Annotated in this window: 18 protein-coding genes; 3 read left to right on the top strand and 15 right to left on the bottom strand. The window is 37.9% G+C overall.

Translation table 11 applies throughout. The annotated features are described in order from the left end of the window. Positions 1–103: 103 nt before the first annotated feature. Complete coding sequence (locus tag BWI92_RS07820) at positions 104–2,008, bottom strand: DUF3857 domain-containing protein (RefSeq protein WP_176464368.1); 1,905 nt, start codon at positions 2,006–2,008, stop codon at positions 104–106. Between the two features lie 316 nt (positions 2,009–2,324). On the opposite strand from BWI92_RS07820, the gene BWI92_RS07815 reads away from it, so the two are divergent. After that, a complete protein-coding gene (locus BWI92_RS07815; protein ID WP_095161606.1) occupies positions 2,325–4,388 on the top strand; it encodes a M48 family metalloprotease in 2,064 nt (687 codons plus the stop codon). On the opposite strand, the gene BWI92_RS07810 is transcribed toward BWI92_RS07815, so the two are convergent. The 6 genes from BWI92_RS07810 to priA all read right to left on the bottom strand — a co-directional run bounded on the left by BWI92_RS07810 (position 4,385) and on the right by priA (position 13,599). After that, positions 4,385–6,160, bottom strand: coding sequence for an ATP-binding protein (locus tag BWI92_RS07810; protein WP_176464367.1), 1,776 nt, complete (start codon positions 6,158–6,160; stop codon positions 4,385–4,387). The two genes, BWI92_RS07815 and BWI92_RS07810, sit on opposite strands and share 4 nt — an antisense overlap. 425 nt (positions 6,161–6,585) lie before the next feature. Then, positions 6,586–7,941: a M24 family metallopeptidase gene (locus BWI92_RS07805; RefSeq protein ID WP_095161602.1), complete on the bottom strand. Its 1,356-nt coding sequence runs from the start codon at positions 7,939–7,941 to the stop codon at positions 6,586–6,588. A 194-nt stretch (positions 7,942–8,135) separates the two neighbouring features. Continuing rightward, positions 8,136–8,897: a DUF4262 domain-containing protein gene (locus BWI92_RS07800; RefSeq protein ID WP_095161600.1), complete on the bottom strand. Its 762-nt coding sequence runs from the start codon at positions 8,895–8,897 to the stop codon at positions 8,136–8,138. Positions 8,898–8,955: 58 nt separating this feature from the next. Then, the gene (locus BWI92_RS07795; RefSeq protein WP_095161598.1) at positions 8,956–9,651 is read right to left on the bottom strand and encodes a type II CAAX prenyl endopeptidase Rce1 family protein; all 696 of its coding nucleotides are present in this window, start codon (positions 9,649–9,651) and stop codon (positions 8,956–8,958) included. A gap of 456 nt (positions 9,652–10,107) precedes the next feature. Continuing rightward, positions 10,108–10,941: a DUF1295 domain-containing protein gene (locus tag BWI92_RS07790; RefSeq protein WP_217903387.1), complete on the bottom strand. Its 834-nt coding sequence runs from the start codon at positions 10,939–10,941 to the stop codon at positions 10,108–10,110. Positions 10,942–11,094: 153 nt separating this feature from the next. Continuing rightward, a complete protein-coding gene (priA, locus tag BWI92_RS07785; protein ID WP_095161595.1) occupies positions 11,095–13,599 on the bottom strand; it encodes a primosomal protein N' in 2,505 nt (834 codons plus the stop codon). Between the two features lie 345 nt (positions 13,600–13,944). On the opposite strand from priA, the gene BWI92_RS07780 reads away from it, so the two are divergent. Both BWI92_RS07780 and BWI92_RS07775 read left to right on the top strand, forming a co-directional pair. Next, on the top strand, positions 13,945–14,568 hold the full coding sequence (locus BWI92_RS07780) for a LysE family translocator (RefSeq protein ID WP_095161594.1): 624 nt from the start codon (positions 13,945–13,947) through the stop codon (positions 14,566–14,568). 310 nt (positions 14,569–14,878) lie between these two features. Further along, complete coding sequence (locus tag BWI92_RS07775; protein WP_229362784.1) at positions 14,879–15,877, top strand: hypothetical protein; 999 nt, start codon at positions 14,879–14,881, stop codon at positions 15,875–15,877. Positions 15,878–16,241: 364 nt separating this feature from the next. Here BWI92_RS07775 and BWI92_RS07770 read toward each other — a convergent pair whose 3' ends face one another. From BWI92_RS07770 to BWI92_RS07735, 8 genes are all read right to left on the bottom strand, one after another. Then, entirely contained in the window at positions 16,242–16,928 is a 687-nt protein-coding gene (locus tag BWI92_RS07770; RefSeq protein WP_141234713.1) for an NRDE family protein, read from the bottom strand. Positions 16,929–16,998: 70 nt separating this feature from the next. Further along, on the bottom strand, positions 16,999–17,490 hold the full coding sequence (locus BWI92_RS07765; RefSeq protein ID WP_095161589.1) for a hypothetical protein: 492 nt from the start codon (positions 17,488–17,490) through the stop codon (positions 16,999–17,001). Positions 17,491–17,643: 153 nt separating this feature from the next. Then, positions 17,644–18,189: a YceI family protein gene (locus tag BWI92_RS07760; RefSeq protein ID WP_095161587.1), complete on the bottom strand. Its 546-nt coding sequence runs from the start codon at positions 18,187–18,189 to the stop codon at positions 17,644–17,646. Between the two features lie 236 nt (positions 18,190–18,425). Next, positions 18,426–19,535: a glycoside hydrolase family 130 protein gene (locus tag BWI92_RS07755; protein ID WP_095161585.1), complete on the bottom strand. Its 1,110-nt coding sequence runs from the start codon at positions 19,533–19,535 to the stop codon at positions 18,426–18,428. Positions 19,536–19,653: 118 nt separating this feature from the next. After that, positions 19,654–20,565, bottom strand: coding sequence for a DUF4835 family protein (locus tag BWI92_RS07750; RefSeq protein ID WP_095161583.1), 912 nt, complete (start codon positions 20,563–20,565; stop codon positions 19,654–19,656). A 35-nt stretch (positions 20,566–20,600) separates the two neighbouring features. Beyond that, on the bottom strand, positions 20,601–21,803 hold the full coding sequence (gene coaBC, locus BWI92_RS07745; RefSeq protein ID WP_095161581.1) for a bifunctional phosphopantothenoylcysteine decarboxylase/phosphopantothenate--cysteine ligase CoaBC: 1,203 nt from the start codon (positions 21,801–21,803) through the stop codon (positions 20,601–20,603). 133 nt (positions 21,804–21,936) lie between these two features. Next, complete coding sequence (locus BWI92_RS07740; RefSeq protein ID WP_095161579.1) at positions 21,937–22,260, bottom strand: DNA-directed RNA polymerase subunit omega; 324 nt, start codon at positions 22,258–22,260, stop codon at positions 21,937–21,939. Between the two features lie 74 nt (positions 22,261–22,334). Next, positions 22,335–23,225, bottom strand: a complete 891-nt coding sequence (locus BWI92_RS07735; protein WP_095161577.1) for an outer membrane protein assembly factor BamD — start codon at positions 23,223–23,225, stop codon at positions 22,335–22,337. Between the last annotated feature and the right edge of the window lie 142 nt (positions 23,226–23,367).

Below are 23,367 nucleotides of genomic sequence, written 5' to 3'. Positions count from 1 at the left end.
AGCGCTTAAAACACATGATTTAACAATCTTTCTTATAGAAAAATTGGTAAATCATGGCTATGATATTCTCAAAGTTGTAGGGTCGATGTATCTATTATCAGACCTACTTCTTCTTCAACACAATCTGTTGGAGGTTACGTTGTTCTATCAAATCAAATACTTGTCTTAAATCGTGATATTCTTCTGCATAGAAATAGGTTTTCTTGACAAATAACTTATTCATAAATGCAATCTGATTGCCATTAGCAAATAGTTGATAAGTATAATTTACCATCTTATCAGGCGTAACAGCTTTTACTGATTTGGGCAATTCTTCTACCACATACCCTTCAGGAAAATTGATCATAATGGTAGAAAGATCGTCTTGCAAATACCCAAAGTTGACAGGAAACTTGCGGTCTTTATTGTGAAAAGGGTTTTCGGTATCGATTAAGCCAAAGCTAGGTTTGATATACATACGCTCCCCAAGGATATTAACAGCTTCTGATACTTCGGCATCAACAGAAATAGTAAAAGCATCTTCATATTTGCTCTGACCAGTCACTTTAAAGGATTTGATTTGAAGGTTGGGGTATTCCTTTTTCAGATATTCACCTAAAGCTTTTTCACCTTCCTTCTGATAGACTTTGCGCATAGCCATAGCTGCATACCCTTGAAAAAGTAAATCTCCCTTTATCTCAGCATCGCCATTGGCTTTTACGGTGACCGATACGCTTTGAGCGGCAGTATATTTTTCTTTCGGGGTAATTTCAACCCATTCTCCAGTACCCGAAGCTACGATTCTTCCTTGCTGATTAAGACAACGAAATGGCACGCTACCTGCTTTACACATAGGGTCGGTGGCATCCAATAACAACCATTGCTGATTAGGCATCAAAACGCCAGCTACCACATAATTAAAGCGCTTTTCTAACACCTGTGTCTCATTGACCATACCATGATTACGGGTACTCAAAATCAGGGGTTGGGCTTCATATTTGAGTTCTTTCAAAATAGCTACTAGCAAAAGATTTAAGTCTGCGGAGTTTCCTAGCTTACTTTCCAATACCTTTTTACGAGTATTCGAGCCATACATACTTGCATCCCCATTCCAGAGTACTGCTTTTTGAACGTAATCAAGCACTTTGTTTAAATGCGCTAAAGTATCTGAATCTGTCCGTTTTAGGAAAGGTACAATATCTCTGACGGCGCCATCAGGTTTGGCAAGTTTACCAAACGAGTCATAGCCCAATAATGCTGCATCCAAATTTTCCCAAGTCAATGAAAAGTTTTTACTAATGCCATTAGGTGGTACATACGCCGCGATTTCGAACTGTATCTTAGCTGTAAAGTCTTCTATGGTAGTTGTGTAGGGCTCTTCTTTGATAGCAGGAGCATCTTTTACGGCTAAATGATATTCCGTACTTGCATAACTAGACCCTTCAAGCATGATGCTCGATTGGTCTTGCTTTGAAATAACAAAAGGCTCATACCCTTGCGTGTGCAATCTAAACACGTAAAAATTGGGAGCATTTACCCAATACTCACTCCAGAGGGTAGGAATAGAGTGCTGAAAACGCCACGTTGGAATCTCGGTATCGTAATTGGATTGTATCTGATACGTAAACTCCACCACGCTTCCTTCCTGAACGTTGGGAAGTGTAAACTTGTGAGAAGTAAAGTTTTTGTCAGATTTGTTCTCAAAAATGGCTGATTTTTCTAATTTATCAACCTGTACTTTACCTCCAACCAAACGGTAAGTTGCTCCTTTGATCCCTGAAATAGATTCTTGATTTCCTCCTCTCGTCATCGTTTCGAAGGTAGCCCAATCATAGCCAGATTTTTTTAATATCTTGATACGACGATGATGGGTAAACATGGTCTTTAGACCAGAAGAATAGTAGGCATAAGTCAAGGTTGCATAGTCACAAAGAATCACTGCTGAGGCAGATGAGTCGATAGCGTAAACTTTGGCTTCGAGGTCTGATGTGGGAATATCTCCGAATTTAATCGGAGATTTCTGAGCCATAAGGCCATTAAAACTGAAGATTAAAGCAATTAGCAATATCTTGAACTTAAGTGCAGAAAAATAATTCATTTTGTATGAAAAGTTAGTTTATTCTTCCAATTTTATGGAAAATAAAAAACTTCAGCAACAATTTGCACAGAAATATTTAGGGATTCTGATTAAGAGGCATTTAGCGCTATTTATCAAAAATATTTTTGCTTATTTGCTATACTTTTTTTAAACTTTTTCAAGAATAAAAATAACATTACGTTTAAATTTTACAAACTTTAACATGATCATTTTTCTCTAAATCTAGTCCCAACTCAATAGTTTCACCATGCGTACAATCGTTGTTCCTCCATCAAAAACCTTCAAAGATGCCGCTATTGCAGCAACTATTTCAATAATTGTATTTATTGGCATTTACATTTTATTATTGATACTAGCACTAGGACTTACTGCAATTCTAGGTGTCGCTGGTTTGAGTTTTATGATTCTTATGGTTTCTCGAATTCACATTTGGGGGGCATTCATAGGTATTGGATTGATGAGTATTGGTGTAGTAGTTTTGATTTTTCTTATAAAATTTATCTTTATCCGAAACACTACTAATCTAGACAGATATACAGAAATTACTAGAAATGAACAACCTCAGTTATTTGCCCTACTAGATGAAATTGTTCAAAAAGTAGGAACAAGTTTTCCTAAAAAAGTATATCTCACTGCCGATGTCAATGCTTCTGTGTTTTATGACTCAAACTTTCTGAGTATGTTTTTGCCGATTAAAAAGAACCTTCAAATAGGTATTGGACTGATGAATAGCCTGACCCAAGATGAGCTAAAAGCAGTGCTAGCTCACGAATTTGGGCACTTTTCTCAAAAGTCTATGAAAATCGGTAGCTATGTGTATTATGCCAATCAGGTAATTCACAACCTTTTATTTCAAAATGATTCGTTTGGATCTTTGATTGATCAATGGGCAAACATCCATTGGTTTATTAAATTGGGAGTGCGTGTGGCAATTTATATCATTATCGGTATCCAGAAAATCCTTCAGTTTTTCTACAAACTAATTAATCTTAATTACCTCAAACTTTCGAGAGAAATGGAGTTTCATGCCGATGCCATCGCTGCCCATGTGGCAGGGTCTGATGCACTGGCAAATGCCCTTTTAAGAATTGATTTGTCAAATACTGCCTATTATACTGTTTTAAATTATTATGAAAGAAATATCAGTAAAGCGCAGATTACTAACAATATTTATCCACAACAGAGCTGGGTTATGAAATCAATTTCCGAAGCCAATGAGGTACCTATTTTCCAAGAGTTACCGCAAGTTACTTTGGAAAAGTTTGATAAAATTAACCAATCCAAGCTCGTGGTTGAAGACCAATGGGCAACTCACCCGAGCATGAATGAAAGAGTACAACATCTTCACAAACTCAATATCCAGCAGCAACAAGTGCATCGTGATTTAGCGATTCATTTATTACAAAACCCACAGGATATTTTGCAACATCAAACAGCACAATTATTTGCATTGGTGCAATACGATAAAGCTACAGAGTTGGTGAGTTATGAACAATTTGTGGATAACCTACAGAAAGAAAAAACACATAACAGCTATGCGCCCGAATACAAAGGATATTTTGATTGGCGTCACCCTGCGCCATTAGAAGAATCTTTTAAAAATGCCGAAATTGAACCAGAAAGCCTATTTTCAGCTGCAATATTCAACAAGTTGGAAGCCATAACGATTCTGAACAATGATATTAACAAGCTTCATCAACTTACGGCATCGACTGAACTACCAGATTTTATCGAATATGACAATAAAAGAGTTGCGAAATCGGAGATTAATAAGCTCCTCGAAGATTTACAAAAAGCCTTAGAGACGGGTACAAAAACCTTGTTTGAGCATGAACAAAAGGTTTCGGTGCTCAGTTTTCAACGTGCTACGGCTCAGGGTCATGGACAACAATACGAAACAGCATTATCATTACTCACAGAAACTAAGCACCTACATGAGCAAAATTATGAGTTAGTTCAAAAAATATATATTGCCTTGCAGTTTACTCATGTAAATACCCCATTTGAAGAAATCACCCAGCAATTTGAAGATTTTATTCCAATCGAGAAAGAACTTAAATCGGCTCTTCAACACTTACTCGAAGTGGAACGCTGGCAATCCTATTGGGAAGAGGAAGACCGAGCTTCTTGTCAAACGTTTTTGGATGGGACTTTTGTTTATTTTAGTAATCCAGAATACGATACAAAAGCCCTAAATATTCTTTTTACGGCTATACAAATCTTCGAAAAAATGGAATGGAAGGTATTTTTTGAAGAAAAACGAAGCTTTTTGCAGGAGCAATTAGTATACCTGAAAGAAGCTTTGAATTAAACAGTTTTCTCCATAGAAATGGGTATGTTAAATGATATGATAAATTCTGTACCTTTATTTTCTTCACTTTTTACCGAAATACTAGCACCATTAAGGTCAGCAAATTGTTTGACTAGACTCAGCCCTATTCCTAGTCCCTTTTCATAGTTGGTTCCATAGGTCGATATCCCTTTGCCAGTCATCGTGAATAATTGAGAGAGTTTTTCTGGTGACATTCCAATGCCATTATCTTTCACAATTACCAACAAATGGGTTGAGCTTGTTTGATATGATATTTCTACCTTTCCTTGGGGCTTGGTAAATTTGATAGCATTGGCTATAAGATTCTGAAAAAGGATATGAACTTGGTCGGGGTCGGCAAATATATACACAGGCTCGGCATACTCATGTGTAAGCGAGATTTGTTTGCTTTCGGCAGTATTAGTAAACACCTCCATAATCTGTTCCATTTTTTGGCTCAAACAGAACTCTTGCTTTTGGGTTTTTAGACCTTCTTTTTGACTATTAGCCCAAGTTAACAAGTGGTCAATCATTTCGGAAGTAGCACTTACCTGTTCATAGATTTTATCTAAAATCATTTCTTTTTCAGCTTCACCCAAATACCCAGCTTTAAACATTTTAAAACTGCCCAAGATGGTAGCAAAAGGCGAGCGCAAATCATGACCTATGATAGAAAAGAGCTTATTCTTAGTTCTGTTTGATTCCAAAAGCTCTTCATTTTGTTTTTCAATCAAGTGGCTTTGGGCTAAAATTTGTTCAGATTTTTCCTGAATATCATCATATAAACGCTGTTTTTTACGCGTATTCCAGATATTCAATCCTAAAATAATAAATAAAGATGCCGAAACCGAAGCAATTAATATCATCAGCATTTGGCTATTTGCAGCCTTTTGCTGTACTACCTGATTTCTACGCATCAAAGCATCATTTTCGGCCTGCTTGCGCTTGAGGGATAAGCTTGTTAACTCAATTTCTGTTTTTTCATTAGAAAGACTGTCACTATACTGCTTTTCCAAAGTTTGATATTTGTAAGCTAAAGCATCTTTTCCTGCAGCGTGATAAGCTTCATGAAGTACCTTTAGCGCCATGTGGATATCCCAAAGCGTATTGGTTTTTTGGGCCAGTTCTAAACCTTTATGGGCATATGAAACGGCATCGTTGAATTTCTTTTTTGAATAGGAACATTTAGCTAACCCTGTGTAGGCAAAGCTATTCTCCCAATCATTCTGGTACTTTGGATTCTTAATGACTGAAGTATAATAAAAAACAGCCTCTTCTGAACGACCTTTAGAACAATGGAATTCCCCTAAACGATTGTTACACATCGCAATAAGATGATCATCATTATTTTTAACAGCAAGTTTTTTGGATAACTGAATATAGTAATAGGTACTATCTGGCTGTTTGAGCTCTTTACTTGCCAGAGCCAGATTGAAGTAGTTTGATGCTAACCGTTGGGAGTTATTAAGCTTTTTATTCAAACTAATAGCGGTAAATAGTTCTTTCTTGGCCGGAAGATGTTTCTTTTGAGCAAGATAAATAAGCGCCAGCAGATTGGCCATGCCAGCTTTACCATCCAAATCCTGAATATAGTCGCTGATAGCAGAAGATTTTAGAAGATATCTTAACGAAAGCTCATAATCACATTTGACATAATAATATCGAGCAAGATTGGCAAGAGCTGTTGTTTGTCCTTTATCATATTTGATTTTTTCAGCAAGAATAAAGGCCGTATTTGAAAGTTTTATGGTATTAGCCGATGCCCTCTGCATGTATTCATAGCCTATCGAATTCAATAATTTGACATCATTTGAATCAGGAGCTTGAGCTATACTAACAGAGTCCCTCTTCCACACCAAAAGTAAGCTATCTAGCTTTTTTTGTTGTGAAAAAATGAGGTAAGGATTTAAAAAGACAGTTAACAGTATTAATCGTAAAAACATCAGCTAATACTTAGAGTAAAATAAGCTCGGAATCGAAAGTAAGTTACAGAGTTTTTCCGAAAACACAAGGACTTTCTTCATCTACCTTGGCACAAAAAACTGACACCAAAATACACAAATGCAAAATATTCACTTTAATCAAGGTAAATTTGATTCAAAGATACATATCCTTCCGATTACACCATTTAATAAGATTCATTTTTTTACAAAAAAAGGATTTGAAAAATCAACTTCAAACCCTTTTCTAAAATTCATTATTGACCTAAATGATCTATTTTTTGTCGCCTCGGAATAGTGAGTATGTTTTTTTGGCGACCATCAATATAGTGTACTTTCCCATTAATAAAAAGCCCCTGTTCTTCCAACATCACACGTACCTCTTTATTGCCCCACTCAGGAATTTTCACCTTGGCATTTAGTTCGATAGCGTAGGCCGTATTTTCATTAATTGAGTACTCGCCCGAACCGGGCACACCCCCTTGCATATCCCACATACCGATGGCAGGACCAGCCGCATGTCCGTGATACCCCACTGGATGCGAGTAAATCTGAGCAACAACTCCATCTTGTTCGGCTTTGCGAAGCGATAGCGCCAAAATCTGATTGCCAGTCATTCCTACCTTAAAAAAACCCGTCATGATATCCTGCAATCTATTACCCGCAGAAAAGGCTTTGTTCAAATAATCGGGTACTTGTTTTTCGTCGGGGCGCAAGACATACGCCATTTCTTGTACGTCGGTATTGAGACGCAAGTACGTAATCCCAAAATCGCAATGCAATAAATCACCTGGCATAATCACTTCTACGTCGGGGCGACGGTCATACGGCCAGTTGACTTTATCTGGGTCGGGGCGTTGGATGTCTACCGTTGGGTGAAACCAAGTATCAAGTTTTAGTTCTGCTACACGCTCACGCAAATACCACACCACATCGTCGGTAGTAGTTACTCCAGGGATAACAACTTTTTCAGAAAATGCCTCCGCAATGATTTGATGAGTAATTCGGTCTAGCATTTCATAAAGGGCAATTTCGCGCGGTGTACGAGTTTCGAGCCAGCCCACGCAAAGGCGCTCGGCAGAAGTAACTTTACCTTTGTACTCGGCGGGCATATTGCTCATCAAAGATTCATGCTCCGAATGACTCAAACCATCGGCATGAGCGTATTGCTCAGATACATCCAAGGCAATTTTTTTAGGTTTTCTTTCTTCAATAATTTGAACCAGACGTTTCCACTGATTAGGTTCTTTCTCAGGTTGCCAAGCCGATTTGAAAATAGTACCGACATTGTAACGAGCCACAGCCAAAGCCTCAAGTCCTTGCGACTCGCCTTTGTCGTAGATAACCAAAATAGTACGGCGACGAGCATTGAGCCAAGTGGACGGCAACATAGTTTTGATAACAGGGTCTTCGTTGTATTCTCGGGCAATAATAACCCACATATCGATTCCATTTTTGCGCATCAGATTAGGCAATACGCTTTTGAAACGCTCATCAAGCAATTCATCCTGTAATACAGCACGTTCTTTCAGCGGTAAAATTTTAGGGATTTCTTGTGAAAAAGCAGGAGCAATACCAAGCAGTATCGCCAGCAATAGGAAAAGTTTTCTCATGATAGTTTGGAAGTAAGTGGGGTGAAAAGCACCACAATTTGTTGATAGTGTGAATTTTCCCTAAATCTAAACCAGAATCATGAGTTTTGAAAATGGGTGAAGTGATGTAGAACAATTTATTTTTTGAAGAAGGTTCTTTTTACCAAGGTTTAGAAATTTAGTAATAATACGTTCTTTATCTTTAACCTAATCCTCTACTCCTCCTCATATTCTTCTAGTGAATTTCTTTCCCATGCTTCACCAACGGATGCTCTTTCGGCATCTTCGCCGTATTCTAGGTCGAAGACCTCATTTAAGGTATGGTCACTGCGAACTATTTCAGAAAGAGATACGACTCGTATATCTTCGGGTATTTGGTCTCCTGTCAAAAACTGCCAATCTCCATCATGATCATGCACAACCCTTAGAATTGGCTTATGTTCTTCAAGCCACTGACGAGTCGTAAAAATGCTCAAATGCGGCGGCTCATTAAACTTGAATGCTGTATTTCTGTCGAGTAAAGGCTGTTGATACAAAAACTCCTCTTCAAAATTATCCTCCCAAGGAAATAAATCATTTCGGTCAGTCCAAACGAGCTGCAAAGCTTCAAAAGGTTTATCCTGATAATAGTTTAGTCCTGCGCCAAAATAGTATTCCAAATTACTTTCATCAACCGATAAAAAAGTAGCTCTACTATCTTGAAAGATATCTGTATAAATTTCCCCTTCTTCGAATATTGTTCCATTTTTAAGCATAGAAGCAATGTCATTTATTATTTCATGACCTAAACTGCTAGGCAGTCCAAAGCAAATAATTTCTGGATGTTGGTATGTTTGGGTCAAGCCAATACTGAAAGAAAAAGATGGCAGATAGTCAGTAGATGTAACCGATATTACTTGAAGTCCAAATTGGGCAATATCTTGCTTGGTTCGTTCCAGTAAGTCGTTTTTATTGATACAATGAGGTTCGTTTTTCATTTTATAGGGTTACAAAAAGTAGCTTAAAGATTAATGTAGAATTGGCATTTGATAAGAATTATTTTCGCATCGCCTTTCCCAAGCTAAAAGTATCCCAAGTAATAATGCCAAGGACAACAACAATTATGGTTGCCAAGAGAGTACCAGAATTTGATTTCGTAGCAAAATGTATTAATGTTGGTACTAGAACTGCACCTGTTTTTTGGATAGTCCATCCCAAAAACATTGAAAACAAGGCTAGCGAAACAATGCCTGTAATAATGCCGATAGGTAATGGTGCATTGAAGTTTTGACCTAGCAATGCTTTTAATGGCTCAGGTAACCAAGCAAAATGCCAAACAAACCAAATTAATCCGATGACAAATGGCTGAAGCCATTTATGGAGTGGGTTAGTAACAGTTTGTAGATAATGTCTCCAACCGTATTCTTCTCCAAAGCAGTACAACATTTGAGAAAGCATAAAGGGTAAGCTAGTACTCGATGAAGTACCAGTATTCGTTAGTAGAAAAGTTAAGGAAACTAATCCTACCATAGCCCAAATTTTGATAGGCTGTGTTCCTGCAACTGAATAGGAAGTAGATATACCATATATCTGATAACAAACTAATCCTCCCAGCAAAGGACCCATACCACACAGCATTTCTCTGAAGTCGATAGCATATAATATAATCGGCGGAAGTTTGCTAAAAGCAATTGTTAGACCAGAGGCCAATCCCAAAAATGTAAGAATGTGTAGCGTAGTAGATTTTGTCATAGTTTGTGAAGTTTTTAAATGTACTTGAAAGAAAAATCTGCCTATTCAAATATAGCAATTTATCCCACATCCTCGGTATCTTCACAAATACTTATCGTTACGATATTTAAGCTTTCCTAAAAAAAACAGGTTTAAAGTTTAAAGAAATAATATGCTTTACTTTACTCCATTAACAGTGCAGAACTTACAGTATACCTGTGTTAGATCTGTGCATTTGATTCTTTAGAGGAAGTTCCCTAAAGAAGAGAGAAGATTATTTCGTTAGTCCACATGTCTCTTGGGGTAGCATGAGTCTATAGATTATAAAAAAACAAAACACCCTTCTTGAGCTTCGTTGTGTAATGATATACTCAGCTCAAGAAGGGTTAAAAGCATGATCAAATCATAAAGATTACCTATATTTTCAAAATGTACTAAAAATGGGAAGCCGACCCCCACCCTTCTTATTTATCACCTCTATCTCCAAAACTTAGGAAAAAACGCTGGAGTTTGGCTCATATAGTCGAGGTATTGGGGTTTGGTTTCTACGAGTCTTTCTTCGAGTAAAGCTACGCCTGAGACTTTCATCAAAAGGAAGGTCATTAATAGAGGGCTTAAGACCGTCCAGCTTGCTCCTGCTGCAATGGCAAAACAGAAATATCCCCACCATAATACCGCATCGCCAAAATAGTTGGGATGACGGGTGTATTGCCACAAACCACTGTCAAATACTTTGCCTTTGTTGTGAGGGTTAGCTTTGAATTGCGCTAATTGCCAGTCGCCAAAGGCTTCGAATACAAAACCTACCAACCAGATGATGCCGCCCAAGGCATCGACCCACGTCCAACCTGTAAAGGCTGTATGTTGGGTAAAAAATAGCGGTAAAGAAATCAACCAAAGCAATACTCCTTGTAGTAGATATACTCTGAAATATGATCTCCACCAATATTTATCTCCATGCGCTTCGCGGAAAGCTTGATAGCGATAATCTTCGCCTTTCCCATGATTACGAACTGCTATATGTGCTGACAATCGTATTCCCCAAATCGAGACCAAGACACATAACACCAAAGCTCTCGGATTGGTATCAGATAAAAGCCCATACCAAAGCCATGCCAACATCACAAAGCCCATTCCCCAAAAGGAATCAATAATACTGGAGTCTTTGATGCGTAAACTCCAAAGCCAAAGTAAGGTAAGGCAAAGCCAAAGAAGTCCTGCACCCCAAGCCAAGGGAGTAAAAAAGTAAGATAATACGACCATTCCGCCCAACAAAGAAATAGCCATCACAAGCAATAAGATATTTTTCATAATGATATAGGAAGCAAAGTTTAAGTAGCAGGTATCCGCCTAGCGATATACGAACTTTATATCTTATTTGGATTTCATTTGTTGGAAGGTTCAGGAAAGATTCATCATTGATTGTGTATCTTTCCTGAAAGCTGATAACCAAAAGCTCAAAGCCTACCCACAATCCACATCAACAATAATACTACAGCCTTTATATTCTTTTCCAACTGAGATGGTTTCGATTTGTTCAGAAATATAATTTTTGACTGCTTTGAGTGGCAGGTTCTTTTCAAGTTTAATCATAATTTCATAAATAAACTGATTACGAACTCGTTCTACAAGCGGTCTTTCTGGTCCTAAAACTCGTGCTGCGCTAAGTTTTTCGATAAGCTTTATGCTTAAATCCTTGGCTGCTTTGTCGGCAGCGGCATCGTCGGTATGTTTAACAATAATCTTAATCAATCTGGTAAAAGGCGGATAACGGAAAGCTTCACGCTCTGCAATCTCTTGCGTATACATGCCTTCATAATCACCATCGATGATTTGTTGTAAAATTGGCTGTTTTGTATTGTTGGTTTGTATCAATACATTGCCACGTATCGACCTGCGTCCTGCACGCCCTGCTACTTGGGTTAGCATCTGAAAAGCTTTTTCGGTAGCTCTAAAGTCAGGAAAATTAATCATTTTGTCGGCATCGAAAATGCAGACTAAACTCACTTTTTCAAAATCCAATCCTTTCGATACCATCTGCGTACCTACCAAAATATCTACTGCTCCTTTTTCTACTTCATTAATCAAAGTTTGAAATGCCGTTTTGGTACGTGTGGTATCCAAATCCATACGGGCGATTTTGGCTTCGGGGAAAAGTAGTTGTAATTCTTCTTCGATTTTTTCAGTACCATAACCTCTCGTTCGCAATTTGACAGAACCACAAGCCTGACAAGTGCGATGCATCGACTCATGATAACCACAATAATGACAGCGTAATTCTTGCTCACGATAATGATAGGTCAAGCTCACATCGCAGTTGGGACAAGACACAATTGTATCGCAGTCATCACACTGAATATAAGGTGAGTACCCACGACGGTTTTGAAACAAAATGGTTTGTTCTTTTTGCTCAAAATTTAGTCGAATGGCATCGAGCATCATCGTCGAAAAATCGCCTTTGGCTTGCTTATTCTTGCGAGCAGATTTCACATCAATTAGACGAATATCTGGCAATTGGGCATCGCCAAAACGTTGTTTCATCGTTACCAAACCATAGCGACCTGTCAAGGCATTGTAATAAGTTTCGATGGCAGGCGTAGCCGAACCTAGCAACACTTTGGCTTTTTGCTTATGCGCTATCACCACCGCCACATCACGAGCATGATAACGTGGGGCGGGGTCAAATTGCTTGTAAGAAGTTTCGTGTTCTTCATCTACAATGATGAGACCTAAGTTATCAAAGGGTAAAAACACCGCAGAGCGTACGCCAATCACAAACTGAAATTTACCAGAAATAACTCCTTTCCAGACTTCTACTCGCTCATTATCCGAAAACTTAGAGTGATATATCCCCATTTTATCCCCAAATACTTTGCGCAAACGCACCACAATTTGGGTGGTAAGTGCAATTTCAGGCAACAGATACAGTACTTGCGAACCACCAGCCAATACTTGCTCGATTAGGTTGATATACACCTCCGTTTTACCACTACCCGTAATTCCATGTAGCAAAACGGTATCTTTTTCTTCAAAAGACTGCATGATTTCGGTCAATGCTCGCTTTTGTGCTTCAGACAATTCAGGCGTTGGAGCTTCCACAAAGTCTACATCCTCCTCAAATCGGCTTACAATCACGTCGAACTGTTCGAGAATTCCATTTTTCAATAAGGTATTCAAAGAACTATCGGAAATCTCGGCTTTGGTTAGGGTACTTTTCTCCAAACCCTTCGCATTAAGTGCAGGTGTGCGCAATACAGGCACATATCGCAAGTATTGTAAAATTACTTCTAACTGTTTGGGCGCTTTTTCAAGTTCACCCAGCAAAGCTGTCAAATAGCCTGCCTCCTCATAAAAATGGTTAAGACGTACTTTGCGAATAATTTTGGGCGTATATTTTTCCTTAACTTCTTCAAAAACAATGATCGCTTGCTTTTGTACCAATGCTTTAATGAGATGGTAGACATTTTTGACATCTGCAAAACGTGCTAATTCATCGTATGTAAGCGATTGATGCTTTTTGAGTTCTTCTATAATTACTACCTCTCGCTCAGTGAGGAGTTCTGGACGGTCAAATTCTGGATTGAATTGTACTTTCGACAAGCTTGATATTTTGAGTCCAGATGGTAACGCCACATTGAGTACCTCGCCCACATGACACATGTAATAATCTGCTATCCAATGAAATAGCTCAATTTGCTGTGGTGTAACCAGTGGAGCATCGTCCAATAATTCGAGAATGTATTTGGCTTGATATTTTTGGGGTGGCTGATGATGTAAACGAGCAATAACAGCAGTTACTACTTTAGATTTTCCAAATTGCACAATAACCCTTGCTCCCACCCGAATATGCAGGGCAAAATCGCGAGGGACACGGTATGTAAACAAATTTGGCACCGCTACAGGCACGATTACATCGGCAAAGACGGTGTTTTCCTCTTGGAAATCTAGGGTGTTTTCTTGCAATAACATAATGCAATTTACAGTAAAAATCATTTTGGTCGCTCGCCGACTTTCTTAAACTATGCTTTTGCTGTAGATTTGTTTTTTAGAGGGGATAGGGATTAGGGAAAAAGGGGAGAGTTGAGGGACAAAGGCAACAGGCACAAAGGCACAAAGTGGTAGGTGATGAGGGGACAGGGATTAGGCAATGAGGTATAGAGACGCAATGCCTTGAGTCTCTACAAATAAAAAAATATTCACAATTCACTCATTCAAAATTCACCATTAATCAAAGGTTTGACAAACAAGGCATTGCGTACCTACGGAAAAAAATTATTCATAATTCACTCATTCAAAATTCACCATTAACTAACGATGCTCATATTTCTCTGTACCACGATTATTAGCTTTATGGGTTCGCTTCAGCCTGGACCGCTCAATATGTCGGTGGTACAATTAAGTTTGCACAATAACCCCAAAGGTGCGCTAAAAATGAATGTAGGTGGCTGTATTCCTGAGTTTGTTTATAGTTTGTTGGCGGCAGAAGGATTGGTGATTTTTCAGTTTTATCCGTGGTTATTGACCTATCTTCAATGGGGAGTAGTACCCTTACTGTTAATATTGGCGTATTTTACATGGATCAGCAAACAGCAAGCACATACTGAAGATATGGGAACCAGTCCCTCAAAAGCTCATTTTTGGAAAGGTTTGATGCTATCCATTTTCAATCCACAACTTTTGCCGTTTTGGATGATTGTATTGATTAATTATCAAACTTTTTCTTGGCTAAAAGTTCAGACATATTCTGATAAAATTGCCTTTGCAATGGGAGCTTCATTCGGCGCTTTTTTGCTTAATTACTTTTACAGTCAACTGGCCTTAAAATACAAAGATCAAATTTTTGCTAAAATTCAACAAGAAACCGTCCAGAAATGGATGGCATATATTTTTATCATTATGGCTGTAGCACAAGGAGGAAAATTGTTGAGTGAGCTGTGAATTGTTAATGGTGAATGATGAATTGTGAATTGTGAGTTGTGAATCATGAAAATAAAATACTAATTATCAGCACATTACACCTATACCCTTTGTAACTATTCACTAGACAAAAAACACTCTGTGCCTCTATGCCTGAACAACTGTTCACTAAAAAAAAACACTCTGTGCCTTTGTGCCCAAACAACTGTTCACTAAAAAAAACACTCTGTGCCTTTGTGCCTGAACAACTGTTCACTATAAAAAAACACTTTGTGCCCTAGCAACTGTTCACTATACAAAAAATGACTTCTAAAAAAACACAATGGCCATTATGGCTTATAAAACTCTTTACTTACGAATATTGGACATGGTGGGCTTTTTATCTACCACTTATCCCCTATTGGCTTTATCAGGCTTTTCGAACAAAATCCTTGACCTTTTTACCAATGCCGATCCATGCATTGATTATGGTGGTTTTTTTGGTGAATCCAAAATAGATATTCTAAAGCAAATTCCTGCGCAATATCTTCCTCAAACGGTTTTTATTACGCAAGGTTGTTCTTTTGAATTTGTGTTAGAACAAATCAAAACGCTGGAATACCCGCTTATTTGTAAGCCCAATGTAGGTGAAAGAGGTACAGAAGTAGAGAAAATTACGGATGAAAAAGCGCTCAAAAGCTATTTTGACAGCCATCCTATCGACTTTATCATTCAAGAATATATCGACTATGATATTGAGCTGGGGGTGTTGTATTATCGCCTTCCAAACGAGGAACAGGGTTATGTGAGTTCTGTGGTAAAAAAAGAATTTTTGTCGGTGATTGGGGACGGAACATCAAGTATCGAAACCTTGATGCAACAAAGTACTCGTGCACGTTTTCAGTTGGAAAATATGAAAAAGCGTTTGGGTATGGATTTTTATAAAATTCCACAGCGTCATGAGCGAATTTTATTAGAACCTATTGGAAACCACTGCAGAGGCACTAAATTCCTGAATGGCAATGAATTAATCAATGAACAATTACATGAAGTTTTTAATAAAATTGCCAAACCTATCGAGGGCTTTCATTACGGCAGATTCGACATGCGTGTGCGCTCGATTCAGGATTTGTACAAAGGGCAATATATTCGAGTAATGGAACTTAACGGCGTAAGTGCCGAACCTGGGCATATCTACGACCCAGAATATAAACTTTTGAAGGCTTACAAGGATTTGGCCTATCATTGGCGCATCATTGCGAATATTTCTATCCAACAACAAAAACTAGGAATCAAACCCGTTCCGACCAAGGTGTTATGGAAAGTTATCAAACAACACTTCGGGAAGTGATGAGGAGGGAGTTATCTATTGAGTGAATTGAGAATGAGTGAATGAGTGATTATTCTTATAATCACTCCCCAAAAATATCGTTTCAGTCTTGGTAAGTTGGTAAGCAAAATAAAATGCAACTTTTGGGCTTTCGACTTTCAGCAATGGGCTTTCGGCTAAAATAGTCTCAACAAATTCAAACGAGCTTTGTGGCTTAACATCTAAAGCTTACAGTGTATTAATACAATTTTATTTTACGTTAATACTTAAAATTAAATCAACAATACATCTGCAACCCAACTACTATATACCCTTGACGATGAAGCCATTCTAATAACAAATACACTGTTTACTGATAACTTCTTTATACCTGAGAGAAGAGTATTTACACAAAATCTACATATTGGTACTCTACTCCATTTTCTTGTCTGACGATTTGCATAATACATTGGGTCATCAGTGTATTATTGCGGTTCATGCGCATATCATTTTGAATATCGCCATTACCCCCATTTTGATGAAAATCTAATAGCACGTCTGCACTTATCCCTGCGGGATATTGATGTAATAATTGCTCAAACCATTGTTCTCTTTCATGGCGAACTTGCGCATTGTATAGCGTTGCCGACGACCATATATGAGACATTTGTGCATCTTTTTCAGCAACAAATAATCTTTCTCCATCCCATCTGATTTCGGTAAGGACAAGTTTACTTTGATGTTCTATCACTATCAACGTAAAGTTTTCGATACCTTCAAAAAGGAAATCTTCTAAAAAAGCATTAAGATTTTGTTTTTCGAAAAAGGCAGGAATAATGGTTCCTCTACTTTGTCGGTAAGGAGGTTGGTGCTTATGATTTTCGAACGCACCATTCAATAAACATAAAGTAAAATTGTCGGAAGTAGCAATCCACGTACCACCTGCAAGAGCATCTTTAGGCATAAAGACGTCCGTATTTCCGATTTGATATGCTTGTGGCGGTATAGCTTTAGGACGGGCAGTTGCCTCGTCACGATTGTTAGTCAAGATAAAATTTTGTTCCCCTTTCGGCACAAATGTCAAAACGCACATGGTTGTAATAGCAACTTTGGGCAATAGGCTATTGGTGATAAGCAAACCAAAAGCATAGAGCCTCTGAAACTTATTTTTCTTTAAAACGGATAGTTGAATAGGCAACACCAAAGTTTTCAGGAATTTCGATCATTGGAAAAGCCTCATTTAAACCAATTTTGATAATCGCCAAATGATGAATGGTATGCTCGATAAGATATACCAACTCACGATTAAAACTGGTGGGTATCTCCAAAAGTTCCTCCCCGTCATAGCTAGTTGCCAACGACAACACTTTGTCTTCATCCCAGAAAGTAAGTTTGCCAATAATAGCCCCTAGCACCTGCAAGGTAAAGTATCTATCCGTCTCGATTTGAGATTTTCTTTCACGGTTATCATAATTGACCGTTCCTGAAATATAGCCTTTGAGCAAGCACTGATAAAACTCTACTATATGACGCACATGCTGCCCAATAGAGTTATCATGAAGTTGTTTGAGAGGTTTTTTATATTGTTCATCACTCATCTGACCAAGCAAGTCGGTAAGCTGCGTAAGAACTTCTACGTTTGTTTGTGGTAACATTTTTAATAGTTCAGTGACCCTATAGGTCGTCTAATTAATCAATTTATCTTTAAAAAGGGATAAGGCAATAAGGCAACAGGCACAAAGTGTTTATACAACTCTTTCCTGAAATACACTTTGTGCCTTTGTGCCTGTTGCCTTTGACCCTCAAAATTACTTCTTCACATTCAATACAATCGAAACTTCTACATTGTCGCTCATACCAATCGTTCCGCCGCCTACTTGCCAATCTCTACGATTAATGGTAGTTGAGCCTTTAAAGATAGCGTTTTCTCCTTCATTGATAAAAGAAAATGGAAGTCGGATATTTTTAGTAATCCCTTTCATCGTCAAAGCAAAAGTACCTACAAAACTCTCTCCATTAGCTTCTATTTTGAGTGACTTCATCGTAATAGTCGGGTATTTAGCTACTTCAAAAAAACCTTCTTTTTCTTTCAAATGCCTATTTCTCAAACTATTGTCGGTATCAATAGTTTGAGCTTCTACCGAGCCATAGATAACAGATTGAGCCAGATGTTCGGGGTCAAAATGGATAGTACCCTGAAACCCTGACAGTTTTCCAATTACTTCAGCGCCAAGCATTTTGATTTTGAAGGTAACATTAGAACTTACAGGATGCCATACTTGCGAATAGCCTGCACCAATACTCATCCAAAAAACAGAAAGATAAACGAACAAACGAATCTTAGAAGAAATCATAGTCGTGATTGGGCTTAAATTACACTACAAGTTAATGAAGAATAACGAGAGTTGTATGCAAATAAAGCAGGAAGGAGTTTTCTGATTGGGGATTTGGGATATTGTACTGGGGATTTTTTCTCATTTTTAAATACAAATCATACCGAATTAAGTGGTTTAGTGATTAAACAGTAGATTACTATTAACCCATAACTTCTTTTTACTCCTTAGTTTAAAGAAAGGTATCTTACTTTGTTTCAGAAATCCGAGATTCCTTTGCTAGTAGCAACTGCAATTTTTGAATCGGCGGTGCCATAATACAAAAACCACTGATTTTTAAAAAAGGCCATGCCTTCCACAAAACATACATTATTTACCTGCCCCGTTATTTCATAAGGCTTATTCGGAGTCATGAAATATTTTTTAGCGCGGTCTTTCAATGCCGTAGGATTACTAGCATCAAATAAAGCCTGACCTGCGCTATAAGTCATATCTGGCAAAGATTTATCCCCAGTTTGACCATTGTTGGCGCTATTATAAAGTAGAACAATACCTCTTGTAGTAAACAAAGCATAAGGTCCTGGCTCTACCAATTTGCTATCAAAATAGCCTTTTCTTGGTTTCAGTACAGATACTAATTGCCCTTTTGCATCTTCGACTGGCGTCCAATTAAGTAAGTCTGTTGACGTTGCCATAAACAAATCGGTATCGCCCCAATACATCCAATACTTTCCATTAATTTTCTTAGCAATCATTTTGTCACCTACTTTATCCACCACAATTGCACCCGACTTTGACCATGTATTATGATGTTTGGGAGCTTTGAAAACGAGTCCATGCTTAGTCCATTTGCGCAAATCTTTGGAAGTTGCCAACATTAGTCTGGCTGTTTTACCATCATAAGAAGTGTAAGTCATGATATATTGCCCTTGAGCACTTTCGACAATACGAGGATCTTCGCAACCGCCTTCCCATTCTAGTGGTTTTTGGGCATCATTTTCAGGGTAAAAAATAGGTTTTGCTTCTTTTTTGAAATGCAAACCATCGGTAGAAATAGCTAATCCTAACCGAGAAGTTCCAGCAAATTTGCCGATTTTATCTTCGGCGCGATACACCAAATACACCTTGCCTTCACGCACAACAGCGGCAGGATTAAATACGTCTTTTTCTTCCCATTTGACCTCTTTTTTTAGAATTGGGCAAGTAAAAATTTGTTTATTGGAAGGCGTCAAAACTGGATTTACGGCATCGACTTTGGTAAATGGCGAAAATTGCCAATTGGGAGTATCAGTAAGATGGCTTATAAAACTACTTAAACCTACACCAGCCAACAGGGCAAGCGATGCCAAACTTATAGTATTTTTCATAGAAAAGGGGATTTGAGGAATTGAATTAGAATCGAAATTTACAACAATGCCCCTATAAAACAATAAGCCCACCCCTACAGGGCAGGCTTATGCAATTTTCGAGCTTACTGAAATATGATTATTTAGCTAGCTTACGATATTGGTCAGAATTGAGAGGATCTAGTGACGACAGTAAAGCACTTACTTTTTTACGTTCTTCACTTGGAGCATCAGTATAAATATTGATTAACTCTGGCGATTTTGCTTCAAAAATCAAACGACTGAGCAATTGCCCAGGCTTATTGGCATTGGCCTGCTTGATCGTATTGAGATACGCCGTAATTTGTTTTCGAGCCTCTACAGGATTGCTGCCAAAATTGTCCAAAGCCAAACGATGATAATTATAATATCCTTCACGAATAGGAAGCAATTGCTGATTTAGTAGATTTTCAGCTAAAAAATAGCGACTTCTTACATCAGTCGAAGGCGCCCATGACCCACCCGCATTTTGTGCAAGGTTTACGACATTGAGCAACTTCTGAGCATATTTATCACCGCCAAATTTGCTAAATGTATCATAATCAAAAGTCAAAGCAACATACGAATAGAAAGCCAAAAGATGCGTCAAATTATCGGTATAGTTGTTGTCGTTGTAATACAAAGGCGTTCCTGACAAATATTTAAAGTTAAAACTTTTGTCAATGTAATTTAGAATTACAGTTTCGTAGGTGGTGCCATACACTGGGCGTATTACTTGAAAACGAGCATTTGCCTCATAATCACCACTGGCACTAGCACGAGTGATAATGATATTGAGCGAACACTTGATTTTTTCTTCAGGTAAAAAATTATCATTCGTCCAGCGACGGTTATTCATAAATTCCTGAAGTACCGATTGGATTTCGTTGTATATCTGTGTAGCACCGCGTTGCTCATTGACTTGAATCTGATCGGTGTTAATAGACACTGTACAACTCAACTCTTGAGCATACATAGTCTGACTCAACATTCCCAACAGTCCTATCAGTACTATTTTTAGTAATGATTTCATAAATACGTTATTCGTTTATACGGTAAAAATGATCTCTACAAACTCAATTGCTGAATCGCATTCACGATGTCAGAGGCAACATCCGTTTTGCTTTTGAGGCTAAATTCATGCAATGTTCCATCTTTGGTAATAATAGTCACTTGATTGGTATCATGACCAAAACCTGCCCCTTTATTTTGTAAAGAATTTAATACAATCATATCCAAATTCTTAGATTTGAGCTTCCCGATGGCATTTTCCATCTCATTATCAGTTTCGAGGGCAAAACCTACCAAGATTTGATGCTCTTGCTTTTCAGCACCTAATGTTTTGGCAATATCTATGGTTTTAGCCAATTCAATATTAAACGTAGCTTCCTTCTTTTTTATTTTTTTATCTGCTACCGTTGCAGGAGTATAATCTGCCACTGCAGCTGCCAAGACAATAATATCCGCATCATAAAAATGCGTTTGTGTAGCTTCAAACATTTGTTGCGCCGAACGCACTTTTACCAAATGAATATGGGTATCTGGCAATGGCTGATTAGTAGGGCCACTCACCAAAATCACCTCTGCTCCAGCTTTAGCAAACTGATTAGCAATGGCATATCCCATTTTTCCAGTAGAATGATTACTAATATAGCGAACAGGGTCAATATCTTCTTGTGTAGGACCTGCGGTAATTAATACCTTTTTTTGTGCCAAACTTGGTTGATATGCAAAAAATTTCTTCAAATGTTCAAGCAATTGCTCAGGTTCTGCCATTCGACCTTCGCCTACCAAACCTGAAGCTAGCTCTCCAAAACCTGCTTGAATGATGGTATTGCCATATTCTTGGAGTTTTTCGAGATTATGTAAAGTACTCGGATGCTGATACATATCCAAGTCCATGGCAGGTGCAAAATACACGGGACATTTTGCTGACAGATATACAGCCGTCAACAAATCATCACAGATACCATTGGCACATTTCGACAAAGTATGTGCTGTAGCAGGAGCAATCAGCATTACGTCGGCCCACAAACCCAAATCCACGTGATTGTTCCATACCCCCGTTGAGTCTTTGATAAATTCTGAAACAACGGGATTTTTCGAGAGTGTTGCCAGTGTGAGGGGCGTAGTAAATTCTTTAGCCGCCTGAGTCATCACTATTTTTACCTCTGCTCCTTCTTTTACCAAAAGTCTAGTCAAAAAAGCAATTTTATAGGCCGCAATACTACCCGAAACCCCCAAAAGGATTTTTTTATTATTGAGTATCATTTGAGATTCTTTAGAGAATTGTTGTTTTCGAAAGCAATTTACAACAAAATAAAAGGGTCAGATGCAATACATCTGACCCTTTTAAGAAAAATATTGTTATTGAAACAAGACTACAAAGTCATTGTTGTCAATCTTATTCTTCAGTTTGGCTAGTTTGACCAGGAAGACGGAAAGTAAATTTGTCTTCTGTAAACTCGTCGATAGCTAAAGATGTTGGCTTTGGCAATCTCTCATAAAACTTAGAAATTTCGATTTGCTCACGGTTTTCGAAAATCTCTTCCAAGTTGTCTACTGAAGAAGCAAAATCCGCCAATTTAGCGTTCAATTCTTCTTTAGTTTTGAGGGCAATTTGTCTAGCACGTTTTGAGATAATTGCTACTGCCTCATAAGTGTTACCACCTGCTTTAATTGCAAGTTTATCTACATCTCTAGTGATGATTGATGGATTGGTTGCCATATTATTAATGCTATTTTAATTCTGACTGAATTGAACAATATATTAACTCTCGTTCCCAATAAAGGGTTCAAAAATTATTTTTGATTTTCGGCTGCGCCTACTTTCGTAGTATTTGATTTCTCTTTTTCGCGTGCCTTTCTGTATTCTTCTTCTAATTTTGCCAAGCGGTCTGAAGCTTTCATGCTAATATCATAAAGCTTTTCGGCTTTTTTCAGATAACTACTGCCAGGATATTTATCTATCAATTCTTGGTAAAATTTCACTACGTCTCTGTAGCGTTCCAACTGTTTAGTTTCAATCGTACTTACCGCCAAGTCGTATTGAGATACTACTTTTAGATAATATAACTCTTCGCTAAACTCTGAATCTGGATAGTCCTTTTGAAAGTTAGCAATTTCAATTACCGACGACTTCAAGGATGCTATATTGAAAGGCGATGTTTTGTGATACAATTTCGCTTTTTCGTAAGCTTTACGCTCCAATTTTTTACGCAAATCCTTAATCAAATCTGATGCTTCGGTACGGAACTTACTATCTGGGTTGTTATTAATAAAGCTTTGAAGCTCATTGATAGCCGACAAAGTACCACTTTGGTCGAGGTTGTAAGAGGGAGAGTTTTTGAACAACGCATAGGCTGACATATAAACCGCTTCTTCTACATACTCACTACGAGCAAAAGTTTCAGCAAAACGTTTGAAACGGAAGTTTGCCATTTCAAAGTTGCCTGTGTGATAATCACAATATGCTTGGTAGAAAGTCACCAACTCTTGCTGATCGGTACCAGTCAAGGAAGGGAGAATTTCTTCAAACAAAATTCCAGCCTTGTCGTACTCGCCTTTTTTGTAATATTCGATAGCCGCTGCGTATTTTTTCTTTTCATCAGTAAGTTTTCTGATTTTCTCGAATTTACCACATGAGGCTAAGATGAAGGCAAAAAATATGAATAATAAAAAATGTTTTCGCATAAGAATGCAAATTTACAAAAAAGTTTTGAGTTTGAAAGTTAAGTTCTTAGGCAATTTACTTGTAATGAGTAGGTATTTACAGACTTTAAAGTGTTTTTGTGTTGAATATTACTCGAGCACAATTCAAGTTGTAAGCTTATAC

It is taken from the genome of Flectobacillus sp. BAB-3569 (genome assembly GCF_002270355.1).
Taxonomy (GTDB): Bacteria; Bacteroidota; Bacteroidia; order Cytophagales; family Spirosomataceae; genus Flectobacillus; species Flectobacillus roseus.
The sequence above is the reverse complement of the archived record's forward strand: the minus strand, read 5'-3'. Positions and strand labels throughout refer to the sequence as shown.

Coding starts and splice junctions, on each gene's coding strand:
- BWI92_RS07750 (WP_095161583.1), bottom strand. CDS start 20,565: ATGAAATCATTACTAAAAATAGTACTGATAGGACTGTTGGGAATGTTG.
- BWI92_RS07740 (WP_095161579.1), bottom strand. CDS start 22,260: ATGGCAACCAATCCATCAATCATCACTAGAGATGTAGATAAACTTGCA.
- BWI92_RS07780 (WP_095161594.1), top strand. CDS start 13,945: ATGCTCATATTTCTCTGTACCACGATTATTAGCTTTATGGGTTCGCTT.
- BWI92_RS07760 (WP_095161587.1), bottom strand. CDS start 18,189: ATGATTTCTTCTAAGATTCGTTTGTTCGTTTATCTTTCTGTTTTTTGG.
- priA (WP_095161595.1), bottom strand. CDS start 13,599: ATGTTATTGCAAGAAAACACCCTAGATTTCCAAGAGGAAAACACCGTC.
- BWI92_RS07735 (WP_095161577.1), bottom strand. CDS start 23,225: ATGCGAAAACATTTTTTATTATTCATATTTTTTGCCTTCATCTTAGCC.
- BWI92_RS07815 (WP_095161606.1), top strand. CDS start 2,325: ATGCGTACAATCGTTGTTCCTCCATCAAAAACCTTCAAAGATGCCGCT.
- coaBC (WP_095161581.1), bottom strand. CDS start 21,803: ATGATACTCAATAATAAAAAAATCCTTTTGGGGGTTTCGGGTAGTATT.
- BWI92_RS07820 (WP_176464368.1), bottom strand. CDS start 2,008: ATGGCTCAGAAATCTCCGATTAAATTCGGAGATATTCCCACATCAGAC.
- BWI92_RS07805 (WP_095161602.1), bottom strand. CDS start 7,941: ATGAGAAAACTTTTCCTATTGCTGGCGATACTGCTTGGTATTGCTCCT.
- BWI92_RS07775 (WP_229362784.1), top strand. CDS start 14,879: ATGGCTTATAAAACTCTTTACTTACGAATATTGGACATGGTGGGCTTT.
- BWI92_RS07795 (WP_095161598.1), bottom strand. CDS start 9,651: ATGACAAAATCTACTACGCTACACATTCTTACATTTTTGGGATTGGCC.
- BWI92_RS07755 (WP_095161585.1), bottom strand. CDS start 19,535: ATGAAAAATACTATAAGTTTGGCATCGCTTGCCCTGTTGGCTGGTGTA.
- BWI92_RS07770 (WP_141234713.1), bottom strand. CDS start 16,928: ATGTGCGTTTTGACATTTGTGCCGAAAGGGGAACAAAATTTTATCTTG.
- BWI92_RS07810 (WP_176464367.1), bottom strand. CDS start 6,160: ATGCAGAGGGCATCGGCTAATACCATAAAACTTTCAAATACGGCCTTT.
- BWI92_RS07790 (WP_217903387.1), bottom strand. CDS start 10,941: ATGAAAAATATCTTATTGCTTGTGATGGCTATTTCTTTGTTGGGCGGA.
- BWI92_RS07800 (WP_095161600.1), bottom strand. CDS start 8,897: ATGAAAAACGAACCTCATTGTATCAATAAAAACGACTTACTGGAACGA.
- BWI92_RS07765 (WP_095161589.1), bottom strand. CDS start 17,490: ATGTTACCACAAACAAACGTAGAAGTTCTTACGCAGCTTACCGACTTG.